At 59.0% G+C, this 22199-nt stretch carries 17 protein-coding genes and 2 pseudogenes; 7 read left to right on the forward strand and 12 right to left on the reverse strand.

Translation table 11 applies throughout. The annotated features are described in order from the left end of the window. Window positions 1–25 precede the first annotated feature (25 nt). Together G9X64_RS07320 and G9X64_RS07325 are read right to left on the reverse strand one after the other, a co-directional pair. A complete protein-coding gene (locus tag G9X64_RS07320) occupies window positions 26–889 on the reverse strand; it encodes a MurR/RpiR family transcriptional regulator (RefSeq protein WP_168313590.1) in 864 nt (287 codons plus the stop codon). A 21-nt stretch (window positions 890–910) separates the two neighbouring features. Beyond that, window positions 911–1300: a RidA family protein gene (locus G9X64_RS07325; RefSeq protein ID WP_027687538.1), complete on the reverse strand. Its 390-nt coding sequence runs from the start codon at window positions 1298–1300 to the stop codon at window positions 911–913. A 111-nt stretch (window positions 1301–1411) separates the two neighbouring features. Between G9X64_RS07325 and G9X64_RS07330 the strand changes: the two genes are divergently transcribed. From G9X64_RS07330 to G9X64_RS07340, 3 genes are read left to right on the forward strand one after another with little or no spacing between them, the layout of a single operon-like run. After that, a complete protein-coding gene (locus tag G9X64_RS07330; RefSeq protein ID WP_027665498.1) occupies window positions 1412–1894 on the forward strand; it encodes a hypothetical protein in 483 nt (160 codons plus the stop codon). 30 nt (window positions 1895–1924) lie between these two features. Next, a complete protein-coding gene (locus G9X64_RS07335) occupies window positions 1925–3400 on the forward strand; it encodes a M81 family metallopeptidase (protein WP_171376272.1) in 1476 nt (491 codons plus the stop codon). Then, window positions 3401–4501 (forward strand): D-TA family PLP-dependent enzyme, encoded by a 1101-nt coding sequence (locus G9X64_RS07340; RefSeq protein WP_171376273.1) that lies wholly within the window; start codon window positions 3401–3403, stop codon window positions 4499–4501. 792 nt (window positions 4502–5293) lie between these two features. Here G9X64_RS07340 and G9X64_RS07345 read toward each other — a convergent pair. Then, window positions 5294–5593, reverse strand: a complete 300-nt coding sequence (locus G9X64_RS07345; RefSeq protein ID WP_168313101.1) for a hypothetical protein — start codon at window positions 5591–5593, stop codon at window positions 5294–5296. A 218-nt stretch (window positions 5594–5811) separates the two neighbouring features. Between G9X64_RS07345 and G9X64_RS07350 the strand changes: the two are divergent. Next, a pseudogene (locus G9X64_RS07350) lies at window positions 5812–6459 on the forward strand (proline iminopeptidase-family hydrolase); the annotation flags it as partial. Between the two features lie 137 nt (window positions 6460–6596). Then, window positions 6597–8099: an ABC transporter substrate-binding protein gene (locus tag G9X64_RS07355; RefSeq protein ID WP_376766390.1), complete on the forward strand. Its 1503-nt coding sequence runs from the start codon at window positions 6597–6599 to the stop codon at window positions 8097–8099. 455 nt (window positions 8100–8554) lie between these two features. Here G9X64_RS07355 and G9X64_RS07360 read toward each other — a convergent pair whose 3' ends face one another. The 4 genes from G9X64_RS07360 to G9X64_RS07375 all read right to left on the reverse strand — a co-directional run bounded on the left by G9X64_RS07360 (window position 8555) and on the right by G9X64_RS07375 (window position 14570). Next, complete coding sequence (locus G9X64_RS07360) at window positions 8555–10378, reverse strand: peroxidase family protein (RefSeq protein WP_171376275.1); 1824 nt, start codon at window positions 10376–10378, stop codon at window positions 8555–8557. 171 nt (window positions 10379–10549) lie between these two features. Beyond that, the gene (locus G9X64_RS07365; RefSeq protein WP_210259633.1) at window positions 10550–10807 is read right to left on the reverse strand and encodes a hypothetical protein; all 258 of its coding nucleotides are present in this window, start codon (window positions 10805–10807) and stop codon (window positions 10550–10552) included. 54 nt (window positions 10808–10861) lie between these two features. Then, window positions 10862–11236: a hypothetical protein gene (locus G9X64_RS07370; protein WP_171376276.1), complete on the reverse strand. Its 375-nt coding sequence runs from the start codon at window positions 11234–11236 to the stop codon at window positions 10862–10864. Between the two features lie 187 nt (window positions 11237–11423). Next, window positions 11424–14570 (reverse strand): ATP-binding protein, encoded by a 3147-nt coding sequence (locus G9X64_RS07375; protein WP_171376277.1) that lies wholly within the window; start codon window positions 14568–14570, stop codon window positions 11424–11426. 329 nt (window positions 14571–14899) lie between these two features. Here G9X64_RS07375 and G9X64_RS07380 point away from each other — a divergent pair. Further along, window positions 14900–15444: pseudogene (locus G9X64_RS07380) on the forward strand (transposase); the annotation flags it as partial. An 80-nt stretch (window positions 15445–15524) separates the two neighbouring features. Here the strand turns inward: G9X64_RS07380 and G9X64_RS07385 are convergent. From G9X64_RS07385 to G9X64_RS07405, 5 genes are all read right to left on the reverse strand, one after another. Next, the gene (locus tag G9X64_RS07385) at window positions 15525–16658 is read right to left on the reverse strand and encodes an ABC transporter ATP-binding protein (RefSeq protein WP_171376278.1); all 1134 of its coding nucleotides are present in this window, start codon (window positions 16656–16658) and stop codon (window positions 15525–15527) included. Window positions 16659–16750: 92 nt separating this feature from the next. Further along, window positions 16751–17956, reverse strand: a complete 1206-nt coding sequence (locus G9X64_RS07390; RefSeq protein ID WP_168313103.1) for an ABC transporter substrate-binding protein — start codon at window positions 17954–17956, stop codon at window positions 16751–16753. 73 nt (window positions 17957–18029) lie between these two features. Beyond that, complete coding sequence (locus G9X64_RS07395) at window positions 18030–18887, reverse strand: carbohydrate ABC transporter permease (RefSeq protein WP_171376279.1); 858 nt, start codon at window positions 18885–18887, stop codon at window positions 18030–18032. Beyond that, window positions 18884–19768 carry a carbohydrate ABC transporter permease gene (locus G9X64_RS07400; RefSeq protein WP_168313094.1) on the reverse strand — a complete coding sequence of 295 codons (885 nt, stop codon included), beginning with the start codon at window positions 19766–19768 and terminating at the stop codon, window positions 18884–18886. Before G9X64_RS07400 ends, G9X64_RS07395 begins: the two co-directional genes overlap by 4 nt. Before the next feature lie 13 nt (window positions 19769–19781). Next, on the reverse strand, window positions 19782–20939 hold the full coding sequence (locus G9X64_RS07405) for a Gfo/Idh/MocA family protein (RefSeq protein WP_171376280.1): 1158 nt from the start codon (window positions 20937–20939) through the stop codon (window positions 19782–19784). Between the two features lie 320 nt (window positions 20940–21259). Between G9X64_RS07405 and yghX the strand changes: the two genes are divergently transcribed. Beyond that, window positions 21260–22147, forward strand: a complete 888-nt coding sequence (yghX, locus tag G9X64_RS07410) for a YghX family hydrolase (RefSeq protein WP_171376281.1) — start codon at window positions 21260–21262, stop codon at window positions 22145–22147. Window positions 22148–22199 lie beyond the last annotated feature (52 nt).

Below are 22199 nucleotides of genomic sequence, written 5' to 3' on the forward strand. Positions count from 1 at the left end.
TTCCTGTCGCTCCCGTTCATGAACCTCAATCTCCAAGCAATTGCCGGTCGTCGCCGTCACGGTGAATGACCAGCTGTTGCTTGATGCGCCGAAGCGTGGTCGTCGCCTTCGGCTGAACGGCATAGGCGACCAGGCTCGACAAGATATCGATCGTCGCGATGTAGGCGATGCGCGTCGAGGTCGGGCGATAGATATTGTGGCCCTCGGGAAGGTCGATCGCCACGACGATTTCGGCGGCCTTGGCAACCGGGCTGGCCGTCTGGGTCAGCGCGATCGTCTTCACCTTGGCCTGGCGGGCAAGCTCGAAGGCGCGCACCAACTCCGTATTGCGCCCTGAGAAGGACGAGCCGATCAACACGTCGCCGGGCCTTGCCGCGGCAGCCATCATCAGCTGCATGCTGTGGTCGGAACTCGCTGTGATGCGAAGTCCGAGACGGAAGAGCCGGTTCTGGAGCTCGTCGGCGATCATCGACGAATTGCCGCCCGACCCGAACGCATAAATCATATCGGCCTTGGCGATATGCGAAACGGCGGCTTCGATCGCGGCAAGATCGAGCGACCGATGCAGGAGAAAGAGCGCGTTCTGGGCCTTGGTGATGATATCCTGGGCGACATCGGCCGGATCGGTGCTTTTCGATTCCGGTTTCAGATAACGAACGCCGATATGGGCGGTGCGGGCAAGCTGCACCTTGAAGTCGGAGAAACTCTCGCAACCGAGCCGCCGGCAAAAGCGCGTGACGGTCGGCGGTGATACCTCGGCCCGTTCGGCAAGCTCGATGATCGAGGCGTTCACGGCGAACTCGAAGTCGTTGACGATAATCTCCGCGATGCGGCTCTCGGAGGGAGAGAGCCTGCTCTTGTCTTCCTGCAGCGTCGAAAAGATATCCAAGCCCGTCCCCCCGATAGTTCTCTATCTATCCTTCTTCTTATAGGCCACGCAGTCGATCTCAACCTTGCAATCAACCATCATCGACGATTGCACACAGGCGCGTGCCGGCGGATGTTCGCCGAAATACTCCTGATAGATTTTGTTGAAGGTCCAGAAATCGCGCGGGTCATCGAGCCAGACGCCGACACGCACGACGTCCTCGACGCCATATCCGGCTTCATCGAGGATCGCCAGGACATTGGCGATCGTCTTGTGGGTCTGGGCAATGATGTTACCGTCGATGATTTCGCCATCTTCCATCGCAACCTGCCCGGAAACATACAGCCATCCGTCGGCTTCGACCGCACGTGCGAAAGGCAGCGCCTTGCCGCCGGCGCCCGTTTGAACAGTGCCATAGCGCTTGATCGGCATGCTGAAGTCCTTGCAAATTATTTTCTTGATAAGTTGACAAGTGACCATAGAAAGCAGAATTTGACCAGTGAAAAACGCGATTTATGAAAAGAATTTCAATCCGGGACTGATATGCGCGATCCTTTCCAGAATCCTTTTCCGTCAGACAGCGCCCGGCATGCCATCTGGGAAATGCTCGTTCCGCGCGATATCGATGCGTTTCTGGCGGCCGATTGGTCGATGGTGGAACATGACTTCGTCGAAGAGGGCTTTATCGGTATCGATGCCCAGAAGCAGGTCAGCCCCGACAGGTGGCGTCTGGCATTTCCGACGCTGTCGGCCTACCGCCAGGAATGGCTGAGGCAGGCAAAGGATTTCGCCGAGCAGAGTTTCGCAGAAGATGCGCGCACGGCGATCTTCACCACGACGACGCTTGAGGACATCGAAATCGAGGGCGAAATGGCCCTCGTTCGCAAGAAATTCGACGGCGGCATTACCAAGAGCGACGATACACGGGACGTCCTGCAATGGCAGACGCTCTATTACTGCAGGCTTCACCAAGGACGCTGGAAAATCTCAGGTTTCACCGGCTACCTGCCAAACCCGATGGGTTGACGCGGGGCCGACAACACGAAGGCCACTTTCTTGCGCATTTTCACGGCAGCATTGGCGACGGAGACCAACACCTTTTCCCCGATCTGCGTGGATCGTCGCGCATTCGAAGCCTCTCTCTATGCCCCGCCCGGCCAGCATCCCGAAACACCAACGCTCTGCACCGCGCCGATCACCGTTGGCAGGCGCGTCACCCGAGAAAAGGGTTGGGAACTGATTGAGGGAACCGCCACCTGGGCCGACCCCGCAGGCCTCGTCAACCGGGTGACCTACGAGGAATTGCGTGACGAAATCCTCGGCCAACTCAGCGCGGCAATGCCTGTCGACGCCGTTGTCATGGGCCTGCACGGCGCCATGGTGGCCGCCGGATACGAGGATACCGAAGGCGATCTCCTGTCGCGCATCCGCGAGATCGTCGGGCCCGATGTCCTCATCTGTGCCGAGCTTGATCCGCACAGCCATCTCACGGCAAAACGTGTCGCTGCGCTCAATTTCGCCGTCTATTTCAAAGAATTTCCGCATACGGACTTCGTCGACCGCGCCGAGGATCTCTGGCGCATTGCGGTCGAGACGCTCGAAGGCCGGATCAAGCCTGATATGTCAGTGTTCGACTGCCGGATGATCGACGTCTTTCCGACATCGCGCGAACCCATGCGTTCCTTCGTCGACAAGATCATGCAGATCGAGAAGGATGATCCGGACGTCCTGTCGATCTCGGTGATCCACGGTTTCATGGTGGGCGACGTTCCCGAAATGGGAACGAAGCTGCTTGTCGTGACGGATAATAAGCCGGAAAAGGGCGCGGCTTTGGCGCGCGAACTTGGCCTCGAGCTCTTTTCGAAGCGCGGCACCTTCATGGTCCCGCAGATCGACGAGAAGGAAGCCGTCTCGCGCGCGATGACCGCCACCGGATGGCCTGTTGTCATTGCCGACGTCTGGGACAATCCGGGCGGCGGCACGGCGGGGGATGCGACGGTTATCCTCGGGGAGTTGATCGCCCGCGGCGTCACGAGTGCCGCGATCGGCACCATCTGGGATCCGGTGGCCGTCCAGATTTGTTTTGCAGCGGGCGAGGGGGCAGAAATTCCGCTGCGCTTCGGCGCCAAGTCGGCGCCCGGAACCGGCAATCCTGTTGACGGCACCGTCAAGGTCGTCAAGCTGGTGAAGAATGCCGAGATGCAGTTCGGCGAGAGTCTCGCACCTTTCGGCGATGCCGCACATATCGTGCTTGACGGCATCGACATCATCCTCAATTCGACACGCGCTCAAAGCTTCGATCCGAGCCTTTTTTCGGCGATGGGCATCGACCCCGCCCGGCAGAAGATCCTGGTGATCAAATCCACCAACCACTTCTTCGCGTCCTTCTCGAAGATCGCGGCCGAGATCCTTTACTGCTCCGCCGGAACGCCCTATCCCAATAATCCGGCGACGACGCCGTACCGGCGAGCACCGAAGACCATATGGCCGATCATCGCCGATCCACATGGACCAGAACGCGGAGCCGCCTAGATGCATGACAACCGGTTTGCCGTCATCGCCAGGGCAGGCGACAGGATCGCCGATCTCTCGACGCCGCGTCCTGTGATCGACGAAGACAGGCTGGCTGCAAACATCGACCGCGTTCAATCCTATATGGATCAGCACGGGCTGAATTTCCGCCCGCATATCAAGACGCACAAGATCCCGGCCTTGGCCGTCGCGCAGGTTGCCGCAGGCGCCAAGGGCATCAATTGCCAGAAGGTGACGGAGGCCGAAGTCTTTGCCGAAGCCGGCTTCGAGGACATCCTGATCACCTTCAACATCCTGGGCCCACAGAAGCTCGAGCGCCTGGCCAGGTTGAATGAGAGGATTTCGGCCCTCAAGGTCGTCGCCGACAGCGAAGTGACGGTCGACGGGCTCGCAGCGCATTTCTCCGGCCACAAGCCGCTGAATGTGCTGGTCGAATGCGATACCGGCGGCGGCCGCTGCGGCGTGCAGACACCGGGGGAGGCGGCATCGCTCGCCAAGCGCATCGCCGCTGCCGACGGCCTCACCTTCGGCGGCATCGTGACCTATCCGAAGCCGCAATCGGCCGCCGCCGTGGAAGCCTTCATCACAGAGGCGCTCGAGCAGCTGACATCGGAAGGCATGACCTGCCCGATCGTCAGCAATGGCGGGACGCCCAGCCTCTTCGAGGCGCATTTCGTCACCTCGGCCACGGAACACCGCGCTGGCACCTATATCTATAATGATCGCCAGATGGTGCGCATGGGCCATTGCACCGAGAACGATTGCGCGATGCACGTGCTGGCGACCGTCGTGTCACGGCCAAACGCCGACCGCGCCGTCATCGATGCCGGGTCGAAGGCTCTGACATCGGACCTTCAGGGTTTCAGCGATTACGGGCTGATCGTCGGTTATCCCGAGGCACGGATTAGCAGCCTCTCGGAAGAACACGGCGTGATCGATCTTTCGAATTGCACCGGCCCCCGGCCTCAGATCGGCGAGAAGCTCTTCATCATTCCCAACCACACCTGCGTGATCTCCAATCTGTTCGACACGATGGTCTTCCATCGGGGCGGCATCGTCACCCGCGTCGAGGATGTCGCGGCCCGCGGTCTCGTTTGGTAGGAGCCGCTTCCGATTGAGGGCGAAATGGCCTTGATCGCCGATGGCCGCGGCTGTAATCGCTAGTATCGCAAGATGTGCACACGGCGGATGACTTCGTTGCGCCAATGGCAGACATAGTCTCTACGGGCGAGTGTCCGCTTTGGGGCCGATGGCCGACCGTCCGCTGTGAGGACGCCCGACACGAAAAACGGACATTAGAGTTCTTGCCGCCAAGGTCTGGGATTGGCCGATAGTGTTGAAAAACTCTAGCGCAAGGCATTCGACGTGATTTTTGGACGTATGACTGGGAATGGAATTCCATTTACGGCCACTTCGTGAAACCCACTTGCGTTTGGGTAAGCGATGAATGCTGCTCTCCGCAATTCCATTTCGGGGGCTGCGCGCGGCAAAGCCTCTTCCAGAGTTTTTCAACAGTATCGGCCCATTGCGGACATTTGCGATCTATGCCTTCAACGGCCGCTTAACGTCCTCAAGTCTTAGCATGTTGCCTGTAGATTCCGAAAGCGGTCGCTCGTTCAAATGATGGTCGATCGCGCACATTGGCCGATGATCTATTGTGTCGCATGCTTTCAGCGACCGACGCCCGCAAAGTGCAAAGCTTATTTGAGAAACTCTATCAGCAGTTCGGTGACAGCCTTTACCTGCAGCGCGGGGCACCGACTTGGCGGGCGAAAGAAGCCGACCTAGTTGGGGCCTTCGTAGCCAATCATGCCATGCACAGGCTCACTAGTGTCAGCAGCCAGAAGCGCGGTTTGCATGCCCGCAGGTCCACACAATCGGTCGGCGTAAAGCTCAGCCAGCGAACGGCCCGCGAAATCTTCCAGCAGGTCGGACGGGATGCGGAAATTGCTTGTCGCGGCCCAAGACGCCTTCGGGCTGTCCGCCATGCACGACGGTCAGCGTCGAGTAGTCCCGCAGGCCCGATCGCAAGTTGCAGAAGTCCGCCAGCGGCGGCAACCGGCCCTCGAGGCGTGGCGGAAACTCCCCCTGACAGTCGTCGACGCGAGCAGTGTCACCCTCAAGATCCAGAAGAAGGCCGCACGTGAACACTTGGCTGATCGAGCAGATCGGTAGCCGGGTGGCCGTCGTCATCGCTTGGCCGCTCACCAGGTCGGAATATCCCTATGTCTGCGTAGCTAGCACTTAGCCGTCGGCCACGTCGCCGCCCGGACCCTTGAACTTATCGGGCAGGTCGTCACCTCAACTTAATCACTTCTTATAGCTGGCGAAAGGGTAGCTTTGGAATAAACTGCCGAACGTGGCGGTCCGTCGGCGGATACAATGCGTCTTTCATGAAATGGGGGTAAACCATGTGGCGTGATATCAGCCCCGACGATCAGGTCGACATCGCTGTCGATGGCTATAGGATCAGGGCTTACGGCTTCGGCAAGGGTGTGAACACAGTTTTGTGCCTCAATGGCGGGCCAGGCCTTCCTTGTGACTATCTGCGTGAAGCCCATTTATGCCTGGTCGATCAAGGCTGTCGTGTCGTTGCCTTCGACCAATTAGGTACTGGTGCGTCGGATCGGCCGGATGACGTCTCGCTCTGGACGATCGACCGCTATGTCGCCGAAACCGAGATCGTGCGGCGTGAGCTTGGCCTCGGCAAGGTGCACATCTTGGGGCACTCCTGGGGCGGATGGCTTGCTATCGACTATGCGCTGACGCATCCCGAAAACCTTGCCTCGCTCATCCTCGCCGATACGGTCGCGTGCATACCTCACTTGGCCTCCGAACTTGAGCGGCTGCGTGCCGCGCTCGGCTCTGAAACCGTCGCCATGATGCAGAAGCATGAGGCCGAAGGTGCGCTGGATCACCTGGAATACATGGCGGCTGTCACATTGCTCAACTACCGTCACGTGGGCCGCTTGCCCGAGTGGCCTGCACCCGTGCAGCGCTCGTTGGATGATTGGAACATGGGGCCGTACGTGGCCATGCAGGGGCCGTACGAGTTTCTCTGCGACGCCCTCGGCGATGCCATTCCCGACATCGACCCGGACAAGCCACTTCTGCCGCAAGCCGCTCGGGAAATTGCATAGCGGCAAGCAGTCAAAGCCAGAGACGAAAAGGGGAAAAAGCAATGAAGAACAAATGGATGAAAGTAGGCTTGGTGGCCATGATCGCCGGCATGTCGATTGGAACGAGCATCGCAGAGGCGGCGGGTGTGCTGACCATTGGTCGGCGCGAGGACTCGACAACCTTCGATCCGATCAAGACGGCCCAGAACATTGATTTTTGGGTGTTTTCCAACGTCTACGATGTGCTGATCCGCGTCGACAAGTCCGGCAAGTTGCTGGAACCGGGACTGGCAGAAAGCTGGTCGGTCTCACCGGACGGAACGACCTACACTTTCAAGCTCCGCGATGCCAAGTTCTCGGACGGCTCACCCATCACCGCCGAAGACGCAGCCTACAGCCTGCTGCGCATCCGCGATGATGAAGGCTCTGTTTGGAGTGAATCCTACCAAGTGATCGATACCGCGACCCAAGGTGAGGACGCGCGTACTCTGGTGGTAAAACTGAAGACGCTGTCGGCACCGTTTGTGGCCTCGCTTGCCATGCCAGGCGCTTCGATCCTGTCAAAGAAGGGACTCGAATCCATAGGGGCCGAAGCCTATGCCGAGAACCCGATCGCTTCGGGCGCTTTCAAGCTCAAGGAGTGGCGCCGCGGCGATCGGGTCATCCTTGAGAAGAACCCCAATTTCTGGGAGGCCAATCGCGTCAAGCTTGACGGCGTGGAGTGGATCTCGGTGCCAGACGACAATACGCGCATGCTGAACGTGCAGGCGGGACAGCTGGACGCCGCGCTGTTCGTGCCGTTCTCCCGCGTGGCCGAACTGAAGAAGGATCCGGAGCTGGTGGTCACGCAGGATACTTCGACGCGCGAAGATCACTTGCTCATCAATCACGAGCATGGCCCGCTAGCCAAAAAGGAGGTGCGCGAGGCCCTCGATATGGCAATCGACAAGCAAGCGATCGTCGACACGGTTACCTTCGGCCTGGGCGAGATCGCTAACTCCTATATCCCCAATGGCGCCCTCTATCACGACGACAAGGCGCTTCAGCGCCCTTATGATCCGGGGAAGGCCAAGCAGATGCTCGCAGATGCCGGTGCCGCGGACCTGGTATTGAACTATGTCGTGAACGCCGGCAACGAGGTCGACGAGCAGATCGCGGTCCTGTTGCAGCAGCAGCTTGCGAAAGCCGGCGTTACGGCGAACCTGCAGAAGGTCGATGCGAGCCAGAGCTGGGACATGCTGGTCGCGGGCGATTACGACCTCTCGGTCATGTACTGGACCTACGACGTCATCGACCCGGACCAGAAAACTACCTTCGTGCTGGGCCACGATTCCAACATGAACTACATGACGCGCTATCAGAACGAGAGGGTCAAGAAGCTTGTTGTCGATGCCCGCCTCGAGATGGACCCGGCCAAGCGCGAGGCAATGTACATGGAAATGCAGAAGACGGCCAAGGCCGACGTGCACTGGATCGACCTCTATTACAGCCCCTTCATCAACGTAACGCGCAAGAACATCGAGAACTTCTATCAGAATCCACTCGGCCGCTTCTTCCTGGAAGACACGGTCAAGAACTGAGATTGCATCCTGCTGCGCGGCGGTTCCATTCCCGCCGCAGCGGCCTTGGCTAGAAGCGGAAGAAATCGCAGCGGGGTGTTGGCCTATAAGTGTGACGCCAATTGCGGAACACTGCGGGAGCGCGTCGCGCGGCCGCTTAGCCTAAACTAAAACAGAACCTGCGCTATCTTCTATCTTTCTACCGGTCGCCTCAAAGGCATCACGCGCGCACTCAGCCTCCGCTCCCGTCTCAGCCGACTCCAAGGATAAGTCCGGGCTGGGCACAGCTCGATCCCGTGCTTATTGTGGCACGCAGCACGCCAGCCATGCGCCTGATGTCGGACGTTGCGCGGGAGATGGCGCGAGTTAGGCTGTTTGGTACTGGCGCAAAGTGCGGCCACACTCGACGCAAAGGATACTTTCGAAATCTCAGACTTCAGACTTCCCTAGTCGCAGTTCCCAAGTTTGATATCATTTCAAGGCTGCGTGACACCTGCAAAGATAAGCAAGTCTGCAAACGTAAACGTCCCTGACACCTTCGACGGAAGGATTGGCTTGAATCCGCCAATCACATTCAGGAACGAGTTGCCGTCCCGCTTCAGCATCCGGACGAATGTCCGTGCTACGATGCGACCGCCGACTGGCCCGAGGTGGTCGCCGCCGCCAAGCACTGCGGCCTCACGCAGGACGTAGTACCAGAGCGGCGTCTTCTTGAGCAACACTTGGCCGCCTGCATTCAGCGCAGCGATTTCGTTGGCCGGTAGACCCTGCGTGAGCTGCGCCGATGTCATTGGTTGAACTCGAAAGTGTTTCGCCATGCCCTGACCGCTCGGCAAGCCGAGCGCCAGTCCGCGCTGCAGGTTGCGCCGTGCGAGGACCTTCATGATCCCGGCAAAGCCGGGCAGATTCTCGAGTTCGGACGCGAGCACGCTGTCGATTCGGCGGGCCTTGTTGTTCACCGGCACGGGTACTCCTGTGTCGAAGAACGCGTTGAAGTCCACGACCCAATTTGACAGCACTGGCAAGTTCGGATTTCGCGCAAACTTAAACACTTGGGCCATAGTGGCGTTCGGGAATCGGAAGCTCACCCAGTAATTGTCACGGACCATACTGTGGCCGAATCGATAGGCCGCCACGGCAAACTCGACAGGCATGCGGAAAGGGCTGTTGATCGGCGCGTTCACGGTGTTGATTGCATTTGTCACCGTCGCGCTGCCGCAAATCCGCGTTAGGAAGTCGTAAACCACAGCCCACTGATAATGATGTGTCACGAGCCGCTTGGCTTCGGTGAAGATGTCTCCGCCGAAGTTCGCGGCGACAAGTAAATCAACGACCTGATTGTGGAACCGAAGCATTGCGTGATGGAACTGCGTAACGATGAGGTTCTCATCGTTGCGGGGGTCGCCGATGATCGCCGTGTTAGAAGATGCCCCGGGATTCAGCGGATTGTGGACACGTGGCACGTCGAAGTCCGTTTGCACTTGCATGCCGCTTTGATCGCCTACGTTGCCGGCCGGACCGCCTGGCCCGGCGTTGCGGTTCGTGCCGAGCTCAAATTTGATTGCCGTCGAGGGACCGGACGAGGGAAAGACGTAGAGGAATGGCTGCAACGCTGGTCCGTCTCCGTACAGCGAATCGAGGTCTAGCGCCGGCGTCCGCATGTTGTGAATGGTCTCGGCGTCGGTCTCGGCGTCGAGGGGGGAGGACACATCAAGCGTAATGTCGTGATCAATGAACTGCCCGACGTATGTGAAGCCTGCCGGATTGACCGAATCCGGCGATGTCTCGCGGCCTGGGTCGGCCATCAAGTCGCCCAAGGTGTCGAGAAGCGCCTGGTTAGCCGGCGTAAATTGCAGCCGCGTTGCCGCCCTCGTCAACCAGGACGACATATAACCGAACTTGTCCGCACACGGCGAGGCAAGCGGCAGAAGCGTGAACCAGGCAAGGGACATCTTCGCGCCGTGGAAGCTGCGTAGTGCCGGCTTGAGGGTGGCGATGGTCTCGCGGATGTCTTCCGGCAATTCGACGATCGGAACCGCCGCGTCGCTGATGCTGTTCACCGCGTCACACAGTTGCTCCTCGCTGACCGTCGGCTTCAGGTTGAACTCGCGGACGCGCGCCGACACTTCCTCGGGCGACATCGCGGCCTTTCTCGCGGCGCCGGACGGAGTGGCGGGGTCCGAGAGCTGGACCGCGAGAAACGGCTGCGGACTTTCAATGCCGTTCACCGTAAAGGCCGGAACACTCTTTGGTTTTGCCGCACGTGGTGTTTTGCTGGGGGCTCGAGACTTGCTCGCCATCTGCCCGTCCTGTCGATGGAGTCAAAGTTTCAGCGGAAGCAAAAATGCAGACGACAGAGATCGGGCCCTTCGCGCAAGAATTCCCTTGCATTAGGCACACATTCACGGCGGATCGACTGCTTTTACAACCCCGATACGGTATACTGAAGAGACTGCAACCCAGACGTTCTCTCAATCATCTGGATCAACGGTTGGTTCGGGAGGTCCTGGTATCTTGGCCCAGTATTGCACCTCATCCTCCGTCACCAGGATGCCGGGGCCGCCGTACCAAAGTTCCATTGGCGCGTGATAGGCGACAATGTTGTATTGGTAAGTACGGTTCTTCTCGTCCCATGCAGTGACTATGATCTGTTGAGCCGCATCTCGCGGAAGTCCAACGAAATCTTTGCTTCTCCATTCGAGAATGGGATCGTTCGTTTGCGAGTTCATTCCATCATCTCCATAAGAAAATAGTGGATTGTCAGTCCCTTATGCGTCGTCCGGCTACGGAACAATAACAATTTCGACTTCCTCGGACCACCAGAAGTAACTCTGCTTACCAAAACCAAACAAAGATGTTGCAATTAGAACGGCCGACCCCATCGCCGGCCCTGGCCTGAAACGTCCATCCCCATCCCAAACCCATTGACCCGCCACCTGAACACGTGGCCACCAAATCCGATTCGCCCTCCAACTGTTCGGTCCGAAACCCGCGGTCTGGTAAGTCATTTGGATAGCGCCGGTGGATTTCTGCATTAGCCATACCTCGACGCGGTCTATCTTGTCGTCGAATTTTGGAAAAAGCGGCCCCTCTGGCCATTCGACCCAATAGTTTGTTGTATTAAGCTTTGCCGTCTGGTTGAATTTTCCTCCTGCCATGATTTTCCCCTCCAAATTACTCTCCGAGGACGACTCTTGGAGCCGCAGAAATACAATACCACCGCCGCTCAGGAAAGAAAGGAAGATTTGGATGCAGGATACTTTCTATCAAAACTGTAAAAGTTCTTGATGGAGATTGGCGCCGCCCGAATGTCGGGGGTCCGGCGAAGTCGAGTTGCTTGCAATATCAGCCGTCCTTGACTTGCGCCAACCACGACTGCGTCGTGAACGCGGAGACGTTATTGCCCTTGAGCCCATAGAGACGGAACGCCTCGGAGGCGACAACAACGGCCTCGTCAACGCGCAGTGACGCTTTGAGCACCTCGGCCAAGTCCATGAGCGCGTCCGCCCGGTGGTTGACGAAATCGGTCCTCTGGGCGAGCGCCGCGGCCTCGCGAGCCAGAACCTCGGCTTCCCGATACTGCGCCCGCCTTGCTAGCACCCGCGCACGAACGCCGCGCCAGAGGATCTGCGAAAGCAGGTCGCCCTTTGCAGCCAGCTGGGCGCTCACCTCGGCGAACTCCTCGGCCTCCCCGTCGCGCCCCTGTTCCAGGACTGCGCGCGCGAGGAACGCAGCGGTCGTGGAGCGGAACATCCTCTCGCCCATCTCCTCGAGCGCGCGATACCCCGTGCGCAGGCTTTCCTCTGCTGCGGCCGGGTTACCAGCGAGAAGTTCGACGACGGCTTCGTTCTGGGACATTGCCGCGTCGAGCTTAAAACCTAGCTCGGCATAGGCGGCGTTGCTCGTCGCAAGCAGTTCGCGCGCGAGCTCAAATTGGCCAACCATGCCGTACAAGCCCGCAAGGTGACGGAGGATCGCAGCGTCGGATTCGGGACTGTTGTGCACTTCCTTGAGCATTGCCTTGCAGCGGCGGATGCCAATGCTGGCCGGCGTCGGACCGAACCAAAGTGACGATGCTATCCACGTCTGAATCTCGTTGTACAAATGCTGATCGCCGGCGATCCGCGCGTGAGCGGCCGCACGCTTCCACGCCTCTGCTGCCGCCTCGGCGCGTGCTTCGTTCCAATAGAGCAATGCCTCGAGCCGCCTTGCTCTGCATAGGCCGAGATTGTCTTTGTAGCGATCGAATACCGGCATCACCAAGGTCGTCGCCCGCGCGGCTTCCTCGGTTCCGCCCTCCTCGACACGTAGCAGTCGGAGAAAGTGCTGCTCAACGAGCACGTGCGACGCAACGAGCTCGTCGTTTGCTATGGTAGCAAGTCGCTCCGCGTCCTGCAGTATGCGCTCGGCCTCGGACAGCCGCCCACACTCTATCAGTGCGCGGCCTAGTTCCGCGAGCAGCGTTCTTCGCCGGGAATCGTCCTTGAGGAGCAGGTGAGGTACCGCTACGCACAACCGCTCCAATAGCGTAATGGCCGAGGATAGGTGGCTGCGGCCGAGTGCCCGCCGAGCTGCCGCCTCGAGCCGCGGGGCTGCCTGGGCCGCTAGCGAAGCGGCGAGAGGATCCTGGGAGTCAAGCGCGACGCGATACTGAAAAGCCTGCTCGAAGTGGTAGCCAACGATCTCATCAAATTCCCTTAGATGTCCTTCTGACTTCATCTCGAGCCAGGCGGCGAAGCGTTCATGCAACTCGGCCCGCAAGTGTTTCGACAATGAGCGATACGCGGCATCGCGGATTAGAACGTGTCGGAAGTGGTAGGCCTCCTCCCCGGAGAAGTCCGGCGAACCCGGACGGATCAGGTCCCGGCGGACAAGCGCGAGCAGCCCATCATGAACCACCGAATTGGGCACCGGGCGAGCAAGCTCGACGACCGCACTGCGATGAAACACCACGCCTTCGATGGCAGCCATCGTAAGGATCGCTCGTTCGTGCTCTGGAAGGCGGTCAAGACGCGCGCCCAGAAGCGCGTCGATTGTCGCGGGGACTCGCGGCGGATCGGAGAGATCGCCGCGCGCGACCCAAGTATCTTTCTCACGGGTAAGCAGCTTCTCATCGACGAGCATTGCCACAAACTCTTCCGCAAAAAGCGGATTGCCGTCCGCGGCGTCAGTAATTGTTGACACCACCGAAGGCTGTAGCGGCACATGGTCGAGCAGATTTGAAAGCATTTCGCGGGATTCCGCTTCACTCAGCGGTTCAAGCACGACCGTCGACGCATTTGACCTTCCGCTTCCCCAATCGGGGCGTGTATCAAGTAGTTCTGGTCGTGCAATAGCGACTATCAATATGGGGAAACCGTGCGACAAATCGACGAGATGCTCGATCAGGTCGAGGAACATCGACTCGGCCCAGTGGAGATCATCCACCACGATCACGAGCGGTCGTTCTCGCGCCAGTGACTCCAACAGACGTCGAACGGCCCAGAAAGTCTCCTCGCCTCTCCCTGGCTTTCCACCACCAAAGCCGAGCAGTTCAGCCACGGTCTCAGCGATGAGCCCAGCCTTTTTGTCCCCAGCAAGGTTCTCTGCGATCTTTGCCACGGACTGCTTGCCGAGGTCCAGGCCCTCGGCGTTGGTGATCTCTCGGAAAATGTCTGCGAGCGGTCGATATGTAATGCCCTCGCCGTAGGGAAGGCAGCGCCCCCGCGCGACAAGTGTGTCGCTCGGAAGACTTGCGGTGATTTCCAGAACAAGCCGCGATTTTCCAACCCCCGCATCGCCCAAGATGGTCAATAGGCGACAGGCTCTGTGCCTGATCACGTCGCGAAAAATGGTGTGGATCATTTCCCGCTCGCGCCCGCGTCCGACGAACGGCGCCTCGAATCGACGTCGAATGCCGGGGGCATGCGCGGCGATGCTTATCACTGTGAAGGCATGGAATTTTTCGCCGTGCTTGAGCGCGCGCGGGCCGCTCATCTTCGCGAAGACGGCATCGCGTACCAGCTTATGGGTCGACTCTCCAATAAGGATCTCGTCAGGCGCCGCGGCCTCTTCGAGACGCTTCGCCACGCGCACAGCCTCGCCGGTGAGAAAGCGTTGCCCTTGGTTGTCGTCACCGGTAATGACCTCCCCGGTGTTGATGCCGACCCGATGCGCCAGCTGAACACCCCAACTTGCTTCAAGCTCACTGTTCAGCTTAGCGAGCGCTTCGCGCATTTCAACTGCCGCGCGCACCGCCCGCAGGGCATCATCCTCGCGACGCATAGGCTCGCCGAAAACGGCCATGATCTCGTCGCCAATGAACTTTTCTACATTTCCACCGTGCCGGTGGATAGCAGAGTTCATTCTGTCAAAGTATCGGGCAAACAGGTTGTGGAGCGTCTCTGGATCAAGGGTAAGACTAAGGCGTGACGAATCTACGACATCGGCGAAGAGAAATGTGACGGTCTTACGAACGTCTTGTGCCGGCTGTCGCTCTGGCTCCTCGGCCATCCCCATCGCTTTCGTCTCTGGTTACACTTCGCGCTTGAATGCATGATCGATATACATTCCCCCAACTCAGCGACTTCACAAGGGTGTTGCACACCGTGCAGGCTTGCCACCCGGTCAAGTACAGGTGCAAACGATAGTAACATCCGTTCCAGGCGCACTCCAGCGACGATCGCCGTGGGACAAAGAGGCTGCGTTCTACCCTCCTGTGGACGAGAGTACTTGACCGGTGCAGGAGAGCCAGTCCGGTTTGACGTGCCCCCAATAAATTAGGCCATTTGGAACTGGAATTTTCCACTTATGATCCCTGGTGGGAAGAAGAGGAGAATTCGATGAAGGCCTCGAAGTTTTCGGAAGCGCAGATCGCATTCGTGCTGAAGCAAGCGGAAGATGGAACGCCGATCGGCGAAGTCTGCCGCAAGGCGGGAATTTCGGACGCGACGTTTTACAACTGGCGCAAAAAATACGCTGGGCTGATGCCGTCGGAGATGAAGCGGCTGCGGCAGCTCGAAGAGGAGAATGCCAAGCTGAAGCGGATCGTCGCGGACCTGTCACTGGACAAGGCCATGCTTCAGGACGTGCTGTCAAAAAAGCTCTGAGGCCTGCCCGCAAGCGCAAGCTTGTCGACACGGTCAAGGTGGACTGGAAGGTCTCGATCCGGCGTGCATGTTCCGTTTTGAAGATCGATCGGTCGCTGTATGTCTACAAGTCCAGGCGCGGCGAGCAGGCCGAGTTGAAGCTGAAGATCAGGGACATCTGCCAGACGCGAGTGCGTTACGGTTATCGTCGCGTTCATGTCCTGCTCAAGCGCGACGGGTGGCCCGTCAATCCGAAGCGAATCTATCGGCTTTACAAGGAGATGGACCTCCAGCTCCGGCGGCCGCAATCGCTTCGCGCGTCATGTCGCCCCCGGACCCGATCCCTGATAGGACGAACCTCGACACGGAGCCAGTCGGTTCAAGCCGCCGTCGGATTGATCACGTTCATATCGATTTCGGTCAGCTCGACGCGCCGCTCGAAGGCAATACCCGCCTCATCGAAGAGATGGCAATCCGCGGCATTGATGCCGGTCGCAACCGGCGCATCCGCACGGATCCCGACGCTGCCCGGCAGCATGGCGCAGAAATTCTCGGACTCTCCGTTGAGCGAGGCGTAAGCGACCGTATTTGCTCCGAGGCGCTCGATGACAGTCGGCGTCACCTTGAAGACGATATCGCCGCCGCCAAGCTGGATATGCTCCGGTCGGATGCCGAGCGTCAAAGCCTTGCCGGCGATGCCGTCGCGCGGCGTCACGGGAAGAACGGCTGTCTGGCCTTGATAATCAACCTCGACGCCATTGGCGCCGACGCCCTTGCAAGTCACAGGAAGAAAATTCATTTTCGGATTGCCGATGAAGCCGGCGACAAACTGGTTTGCAGGCTTGTGATAAAGCTCCAGCGGTGCCCCCGTCTGGGAGATATCGCCGGAATCCAGCACGACGATACGATCCGCCATCGTCATCGCCTCGACCTGGTCGTGCGTCACATAGATCATCGTCGCCTTCAACTGCCTGTGCAGCTTGGCAAGCTCGATGCGCATGTCGGCGCGCAACGCCGCGTCGAGGTTGGAAAGCGGCTCGTCGAACAGAAAAATCTTCGGTTCGCGCACGATGGCGCGGCCGATCGCGACGCGCTGGCGCTGGCCGCCGGACAACATGCCGGGTTTCTGCTGCAGCCGCTGTTCGAGGTGAAGGATGCGTGCGGCATTTTCCACCTTGGCCTTGAGCTTTTCCTCTTCCATCCTTTCGACGCGAAGCGGGAAGGCAATGTTTTCGAAGACGGTCATGTGGGGGTAGAGCGCGTAGGACTGAAACACCATGGCGATGCCGCGCTTGACCGGCGGCAGATCATTGACCCTGATACCATCGATGACGATGTCGCCCGCGCTCGTCGCGTCGAGACCGGCGATCATGCGCAGCAGGGTGGATTTGCCGCAGCCTGACGGGCCGACGAAGACGACGAACTCGCCGTTCTTTACCTCGAGCTGCACGCCCTTCAGAACTTCGTAGTCGCCATAGAATTTCTGAACTTTGTTGAGAAAGAGCTGTCCCAAAAATCTGTCTCCACCGGCGGCCTTCGTCGCACATTCGATCGGGGAGGGATCGCGGGCTGTTGCACCCGCGACCCCAAAGAGTCCAAAGCGGTTTACTTGAACGCTTCGATTTCGCCGGCAGCCTTCTTAAGTGCGGCTTCCGGCTCGGCCTTGCCCGTCACCACGGACTGGACCATCTCGATCATCGAGTTCTGGAAGCCCTTGTAGTCGGTGAAGAGCGGCTCGGGACCACCGTAGCTGATACCCTCGATGAGCGGCTTCCAGTAAGGATCCTTGGCGACGAATTCATCGACCTTGGAGGAGGGACGCAGCGGCGTCAGGCCGGCCCCGCCCTGCAGCTCGTATTCCGACTGCACATCGGGCGAGGTGATGAACTTGGCGAATTCCGTCGCCTTGTCCTCGACCCCCGAACCCTTGAAGATCGCCAGGCTGTCGGTGATCAGCAGCGTGCCGGGGCCCTTGGCGTCGGGGCCGAGCGGCAGCGTCGTGATGCCCCAGCTGATCTTCGTCGCCTTCAGGCGGTCGGCTGCGCCAGAGCCTGCCTGGATCATCGCGACCTTGCCGTCGAGGAAGATGGCGCGGACTTCGTTCTGCTCGTAGGCCGTCGGGCCTTCTTCGGAGTAGGGGACGATGTCCTTATAAGCCTTCAGCGCAGCGAGAATCTCAGGGCTGTCGAGCGTGACCTTGCCGTCGGCATCGATCACCTTACCGTTGTTGGTGTAAACCCAATGCATGAACTGGTGCATCGTGTTGTCGAAGGTCTTGGCAGGGAGACCATAGCCCGGGATGCCGGTCTTTTCCTTGATGGTCTTTGCCATCTCGATTTCTTCAGCCCAGGTCTTCGGCGGCTTCTCGGGATCGAGGCCGGCCTGCTTGAAAAGATCCTTGTTCCAATAGAGCGCCTTGGTGGAGAAGGCGATCGGAACACCCCACTGCGTGCCCTCGAAGGTCACCGTGTCGACGATGTTCGGATAATAGGTCTTCTTCTCGTCATCCGTCATCGGCACCGGAACGATCAGGTCGTTCTGGGCGAATTCCTTCAGCGTGCGCGAGCCGACATAGGCCATCGCGACCGGCGTGCCGGCGGCGGCGAGTGTCGTTGCCTTGTCCTGGCACTGCGCCCAGCCGACGACCTCGGGGGCGATCTTCCAGCCGGTGTTCTTTTCTTCCCACTGCTTGATATATTTGGTGTGGACCGGGTCGATCGTGTCGCCGCAATAGATCCAGCTGATTTCCTTGTCGGCCGCCTGGGCAGTGACTGCGGTCAATGCCGTCGAACCGAGCAAGGCGAGGGCCATCAGGCCTGTCTTGATTGATATGCTCACGTCGTGACTCCCATTCTTGTGTTAGCTGTTCACTCGTTTTTTGGTCTTATTGTTTCACCGCACCGGCGGTCAGCCCGCCGACAAGGTAGCGCTGAAGGAAGAAGATGACGACCATCGCCGGCGCGATACCGACGAAGGAAGCCGCCATCAGTTCGTTCCAGATGACCTCCTGCTTGCCGAAGTAAGCAAAGAGCCCCACCGGCAAGGGCATGTATTCGGTCTTCGAGTTGAACGTCAGCGCGAAGATGAATTGCTGGGCGTAAGCGCCGATGAAGGTGGTGATGGCGACGACGATGATCCCCGGCATCGCAATGGGCAGGATGACCCGGCGCAGCGTGTAGAAATGGCTGGCGCCATCCATGTAGGCCGCTTCGTTGAGTTCCTGCGGAATACGGATCATGTAAGTACGCAGCAGCCAGATCGCCGAGGGGATCAGGAAGGCGACACCCGGCACGATCATGGCGAGATAGGTGTTGAGCACGCCCATGCTGCGCATCAGCCGGAAGAGCGGGATCAAAAGCACGGCGCCGGAGAACATGTTCACCGTCAGGAAGGCACCGAGCAGGATGCCCATGCCCCTGAATTCGAACTTCGCGAAGGCATAGGCCGCCGGAATGACGAGGCAGAGCACGATCAGCGTGACCACGGTCGAGATGAAAAACGAATTGAAGATATAGCGCCCGAAGCCCGGCACGCTGATCCACATCGTCCGGTAGGCTTCGAACGAGCCGTTCTCCGGCCAGAAGCGATAGGGCGAGGAGAAGAGCTGGCTGAGCGGCTTCAGTGAAACCAGGAAACCTTCGACGAAGGGCGACAGCACGAAGAAAAGAAACATCGCAATGCCACAATAGATCAGGATGATTTCCCACCAGCGGTAACGGTCGATCATGGCTGCATTGCTCATGCGCGCTTCTCCGGATTGAGGCGGCGGGTGACGCGGAAATAGGCGAAGCAGAAGAGCGACAGGAAGATGCAGATGAGGACGGCGCGCGCTGCACCTTCACCGTATTTCTTCGAGCCGATCGCGGTCTGATAGGTATCGATGATCATCGTCGTCGTCTCGCCGCTCGGTCCGCCTTGCGTCAGGATCCAGATGATGTCGAACGAGTTGAAGGTGGCGATCAGCGACAGCATCGACATGGTGATGATCGCCGGAACCATCAGTGGCAGGGTGATGCGGCGGAAGCGGTACCAGCGGCCGGCGCCGTCTGTCCAGGCAGCCTCGTAGAGATCCTTCGGAATGGATTGGATCGCCGCCAGGAAGTAGATCGTCACCAGCGGCACGCCGATCCACACGTCGGTGATGATCGTTGCCCAGAAGGCGGTGTTTCCATAGGCGAGGAAGGCGACAGGGCCGTCGGCGAGACCGAAGCGCTGCAGCATGCCTGATATCATGCCGAACTGGCCATTATACATCCAGCCCCACATGAAGATGCCGATGGCCATCGGCACGATCCATGGCGGCATCGTCAAAAGCCGGAACAAGGAGCGGCCGGGTACGGCGGCATTCAGCATGCATGCGCCGAAGGTGCCGATCACCATTTTCAGGGCGACCGAGAAGAACGTCCAGATGAAGGTCCGGAAGATGACTTCCGCAAACCGCTCATTGAAGATCTTCTCGTAATTGATCCAGCCGACCCAATTGGTGGTCTTCCTGAGAGACGCATCGGTGAAGGAGAGAATGAACGTATCGACCAACGGATAGGCGACGATCGCCAGGACATAGAGGACAGCCGGGAGAAGAAGGATCCAGGCGAAGATGACCGTGCTTCTTTGAACACTCATCTTGCCGCTCTCCTCAAGCCGCTCTTGCGTGAAGGGCTTCGTCGAAGCGGTCCCAGATCGGTCTGAGATCGACGACGGTTTTCTTCATCCTCGCTTCGTCCATCGCCAAAGCGAGAATGCCGGCTTCGAGCGCATTCAGCGTGGAAACAGGAAGTTCGAGCCCGCTGCGTACGCTTTCAAGCAGGTCGCTCGCCATCTGTTCATCGGCGCCGTAATGCTGGGAGAGCTCAGTGGCGGCATATTTGTTTTCGACGATCTTGTTGCCGGTCAGTTGCTCGTGAACGTCGAGATAACCGCGCACGAAATCGCCTTCGGCCATGCCGCGCGACCCCATGATGGCAAAACGGCGGAACTGGTCGGGCACGTTCAGGTTGGTGTGGAAGTTCATGCCGACGCCATTGGCATATTCGACGATCGCGACCTGATAGTCGATGATATCGGCATCACTATCGAAGACCTTGTCCGATCCCATCCATCCGCTCGGCTTGCGGTGGAAGAGCTCGAGGTCGTTGATGCCCTCGCGCGCCGGGTCGTTTGCCGGAATGAAGCTCTTGCGGCCGCCGAAACTTGCGACGCGCTCCGGCCGTGCGCCGGCGACGCCATTGTAAAGATCGAGGTCGTGGCAGCATTTCTCCAGCATGAAGCTGCCGGAATAACGCTCATAGCGGCGCCAGTCGCGCATGAAGAAGGCGCCGTGATAAGGCTCGATATGTTCGGAGGCCTCGATCGACACGATCTGACCAAGCTTACCCTCGGCCTGGATGGCGCGGAGATCCTTATAAAGAGGAGAATAGCGCAACACGAGACCGACCATCAGTCGCTCATGGCCGAATTTTGCCATCAGATGGGCAAGTTCGATGCTTTCGGCGATGGTCGTGACGATCGGCTTTTCGCAGAAGACCTTGAGTCCGGCCTGAAGCCCGAGCCTGATATGGTCGAGATGCAGGTGATTGGGAGAGCCGATCATCAGCAGATCGAGTTTTTCGGAGGCGAGGAGCTCTTCCGGCGAACCATAGGCCTTGCCGACTGAAATTCCCTTTTCCGTCAATCCGGGAAGTCCGGCGGGTTCCGGATCCACATAGCCGACAATGTCGAAGCTGCTATCGATTGCCTTGAAAACATAGCCGAGGTAGCCGAGCCGGAATCCTAGCCCGATGATTCCCACTTTCATGCCGATCAAGTTCCCATTTAGTAATTTATTTTCTTTAAGTTGGGACAAAAATCGGGAGGCGTCAATAGAAAACGGGCATCGAAGCACGAGCATGAAATTAATTTTCATAGATCGATAGCTGGCGACCGATTGCTTACAGCGACTGGCCGGACGCGGTTCGCCGGATGGACGCAGCGCGTATGCTCCCGAAGCCAAGGCAGTCGCTCAGCGCCGGTTGCCCCAGCCGGCAAGCTCACGCGAAACTCTCGAAATATTGAAAAGAGTCGCGAGCTTACCTGTGTAGGATGGTGTGAGAACAAAAGAGGCAAGGAGGAGCCATCATGACGCGTATGACAGCCAAGGATTTCCCTCAGGAACTTCTCGAACTCTACGACTATTACGCCCACGGGAGAATTACCAAGCGTGAGTTTCTCGACCGGGCCGGCAAATTCGCCGTCGGCGGCGTGACGGCAGCCGCCATTCTTTCGTCGCTGAGCCCTGACTATGCGCTGGCGACCCAGGTCGAGTTCACCGATCCCGATATATCAGCCGAATACATCACCTATCCCTCGCCAAAGGGAAATGGCGATGTCCGCGCCTATCTCGTCCGCCCCGCAAAAGCCGCCGGCAAAGTCGCGGCCGTGGTGGTCGTTCACGAAAACAGAGGTCTGAACCCCTATATCGAGGATGTGGCGCGGCGCGTGGCAAAGGCGGGTTTCATCGCACTTGCGCCGGATGGCCTGACCTCGGTCGGCGGCTACCCCGGCAACGACGAAAAGGGGCGGGAACTCCAGCAGAAGGTCGACCCGGAAAAGCTGATGAACGACTTCTTCGCGGCGGTCGAATTTTTGATGCACAGCGATCTCACCACCGGCAAGGTCGGCATCACCGGTTTCTGCTATGGCGGCGGCGTCGCCAACGCTGCGGCGGTCGCTTATCCGGAGCTTGCCGCAGCCGTGCCCTTCTACGGCCGGCAGCCGCGCGCCGAAGACGTACCGAAGATCAAGGCGCCGCTGCTTCTCCATTATGCCGGGCTGGACAAGGGGATCAACGAAGGCTGGCCGGCCTATGAGGCTGCGCTGAAGTCATCCGGAAAAACATTCGAGGCCTACGTCTATCCTGACGTCAATCACGGCTTTCACAATGATTCCACGCCCCGCTACGACGAAGCGGCAGCCAAGCTCGCCTGGCAGCGAACGGTCGACTGGTTTACGAAATACCTCGCCTGAGAAGGCCGGACTTGAACGAACCGCGGCGGGGAGCCATTCCCGCCGCCTATCT

Source organism: Rhizobium sophorae (assembly GCF_013087515.1).
Lineage (GTDB): Bacteria > Pseudomonadota > Alphaproteobacteria > Rhizobiales > Rhizobiaceae > Rhizobium > Rhizobium sophorae.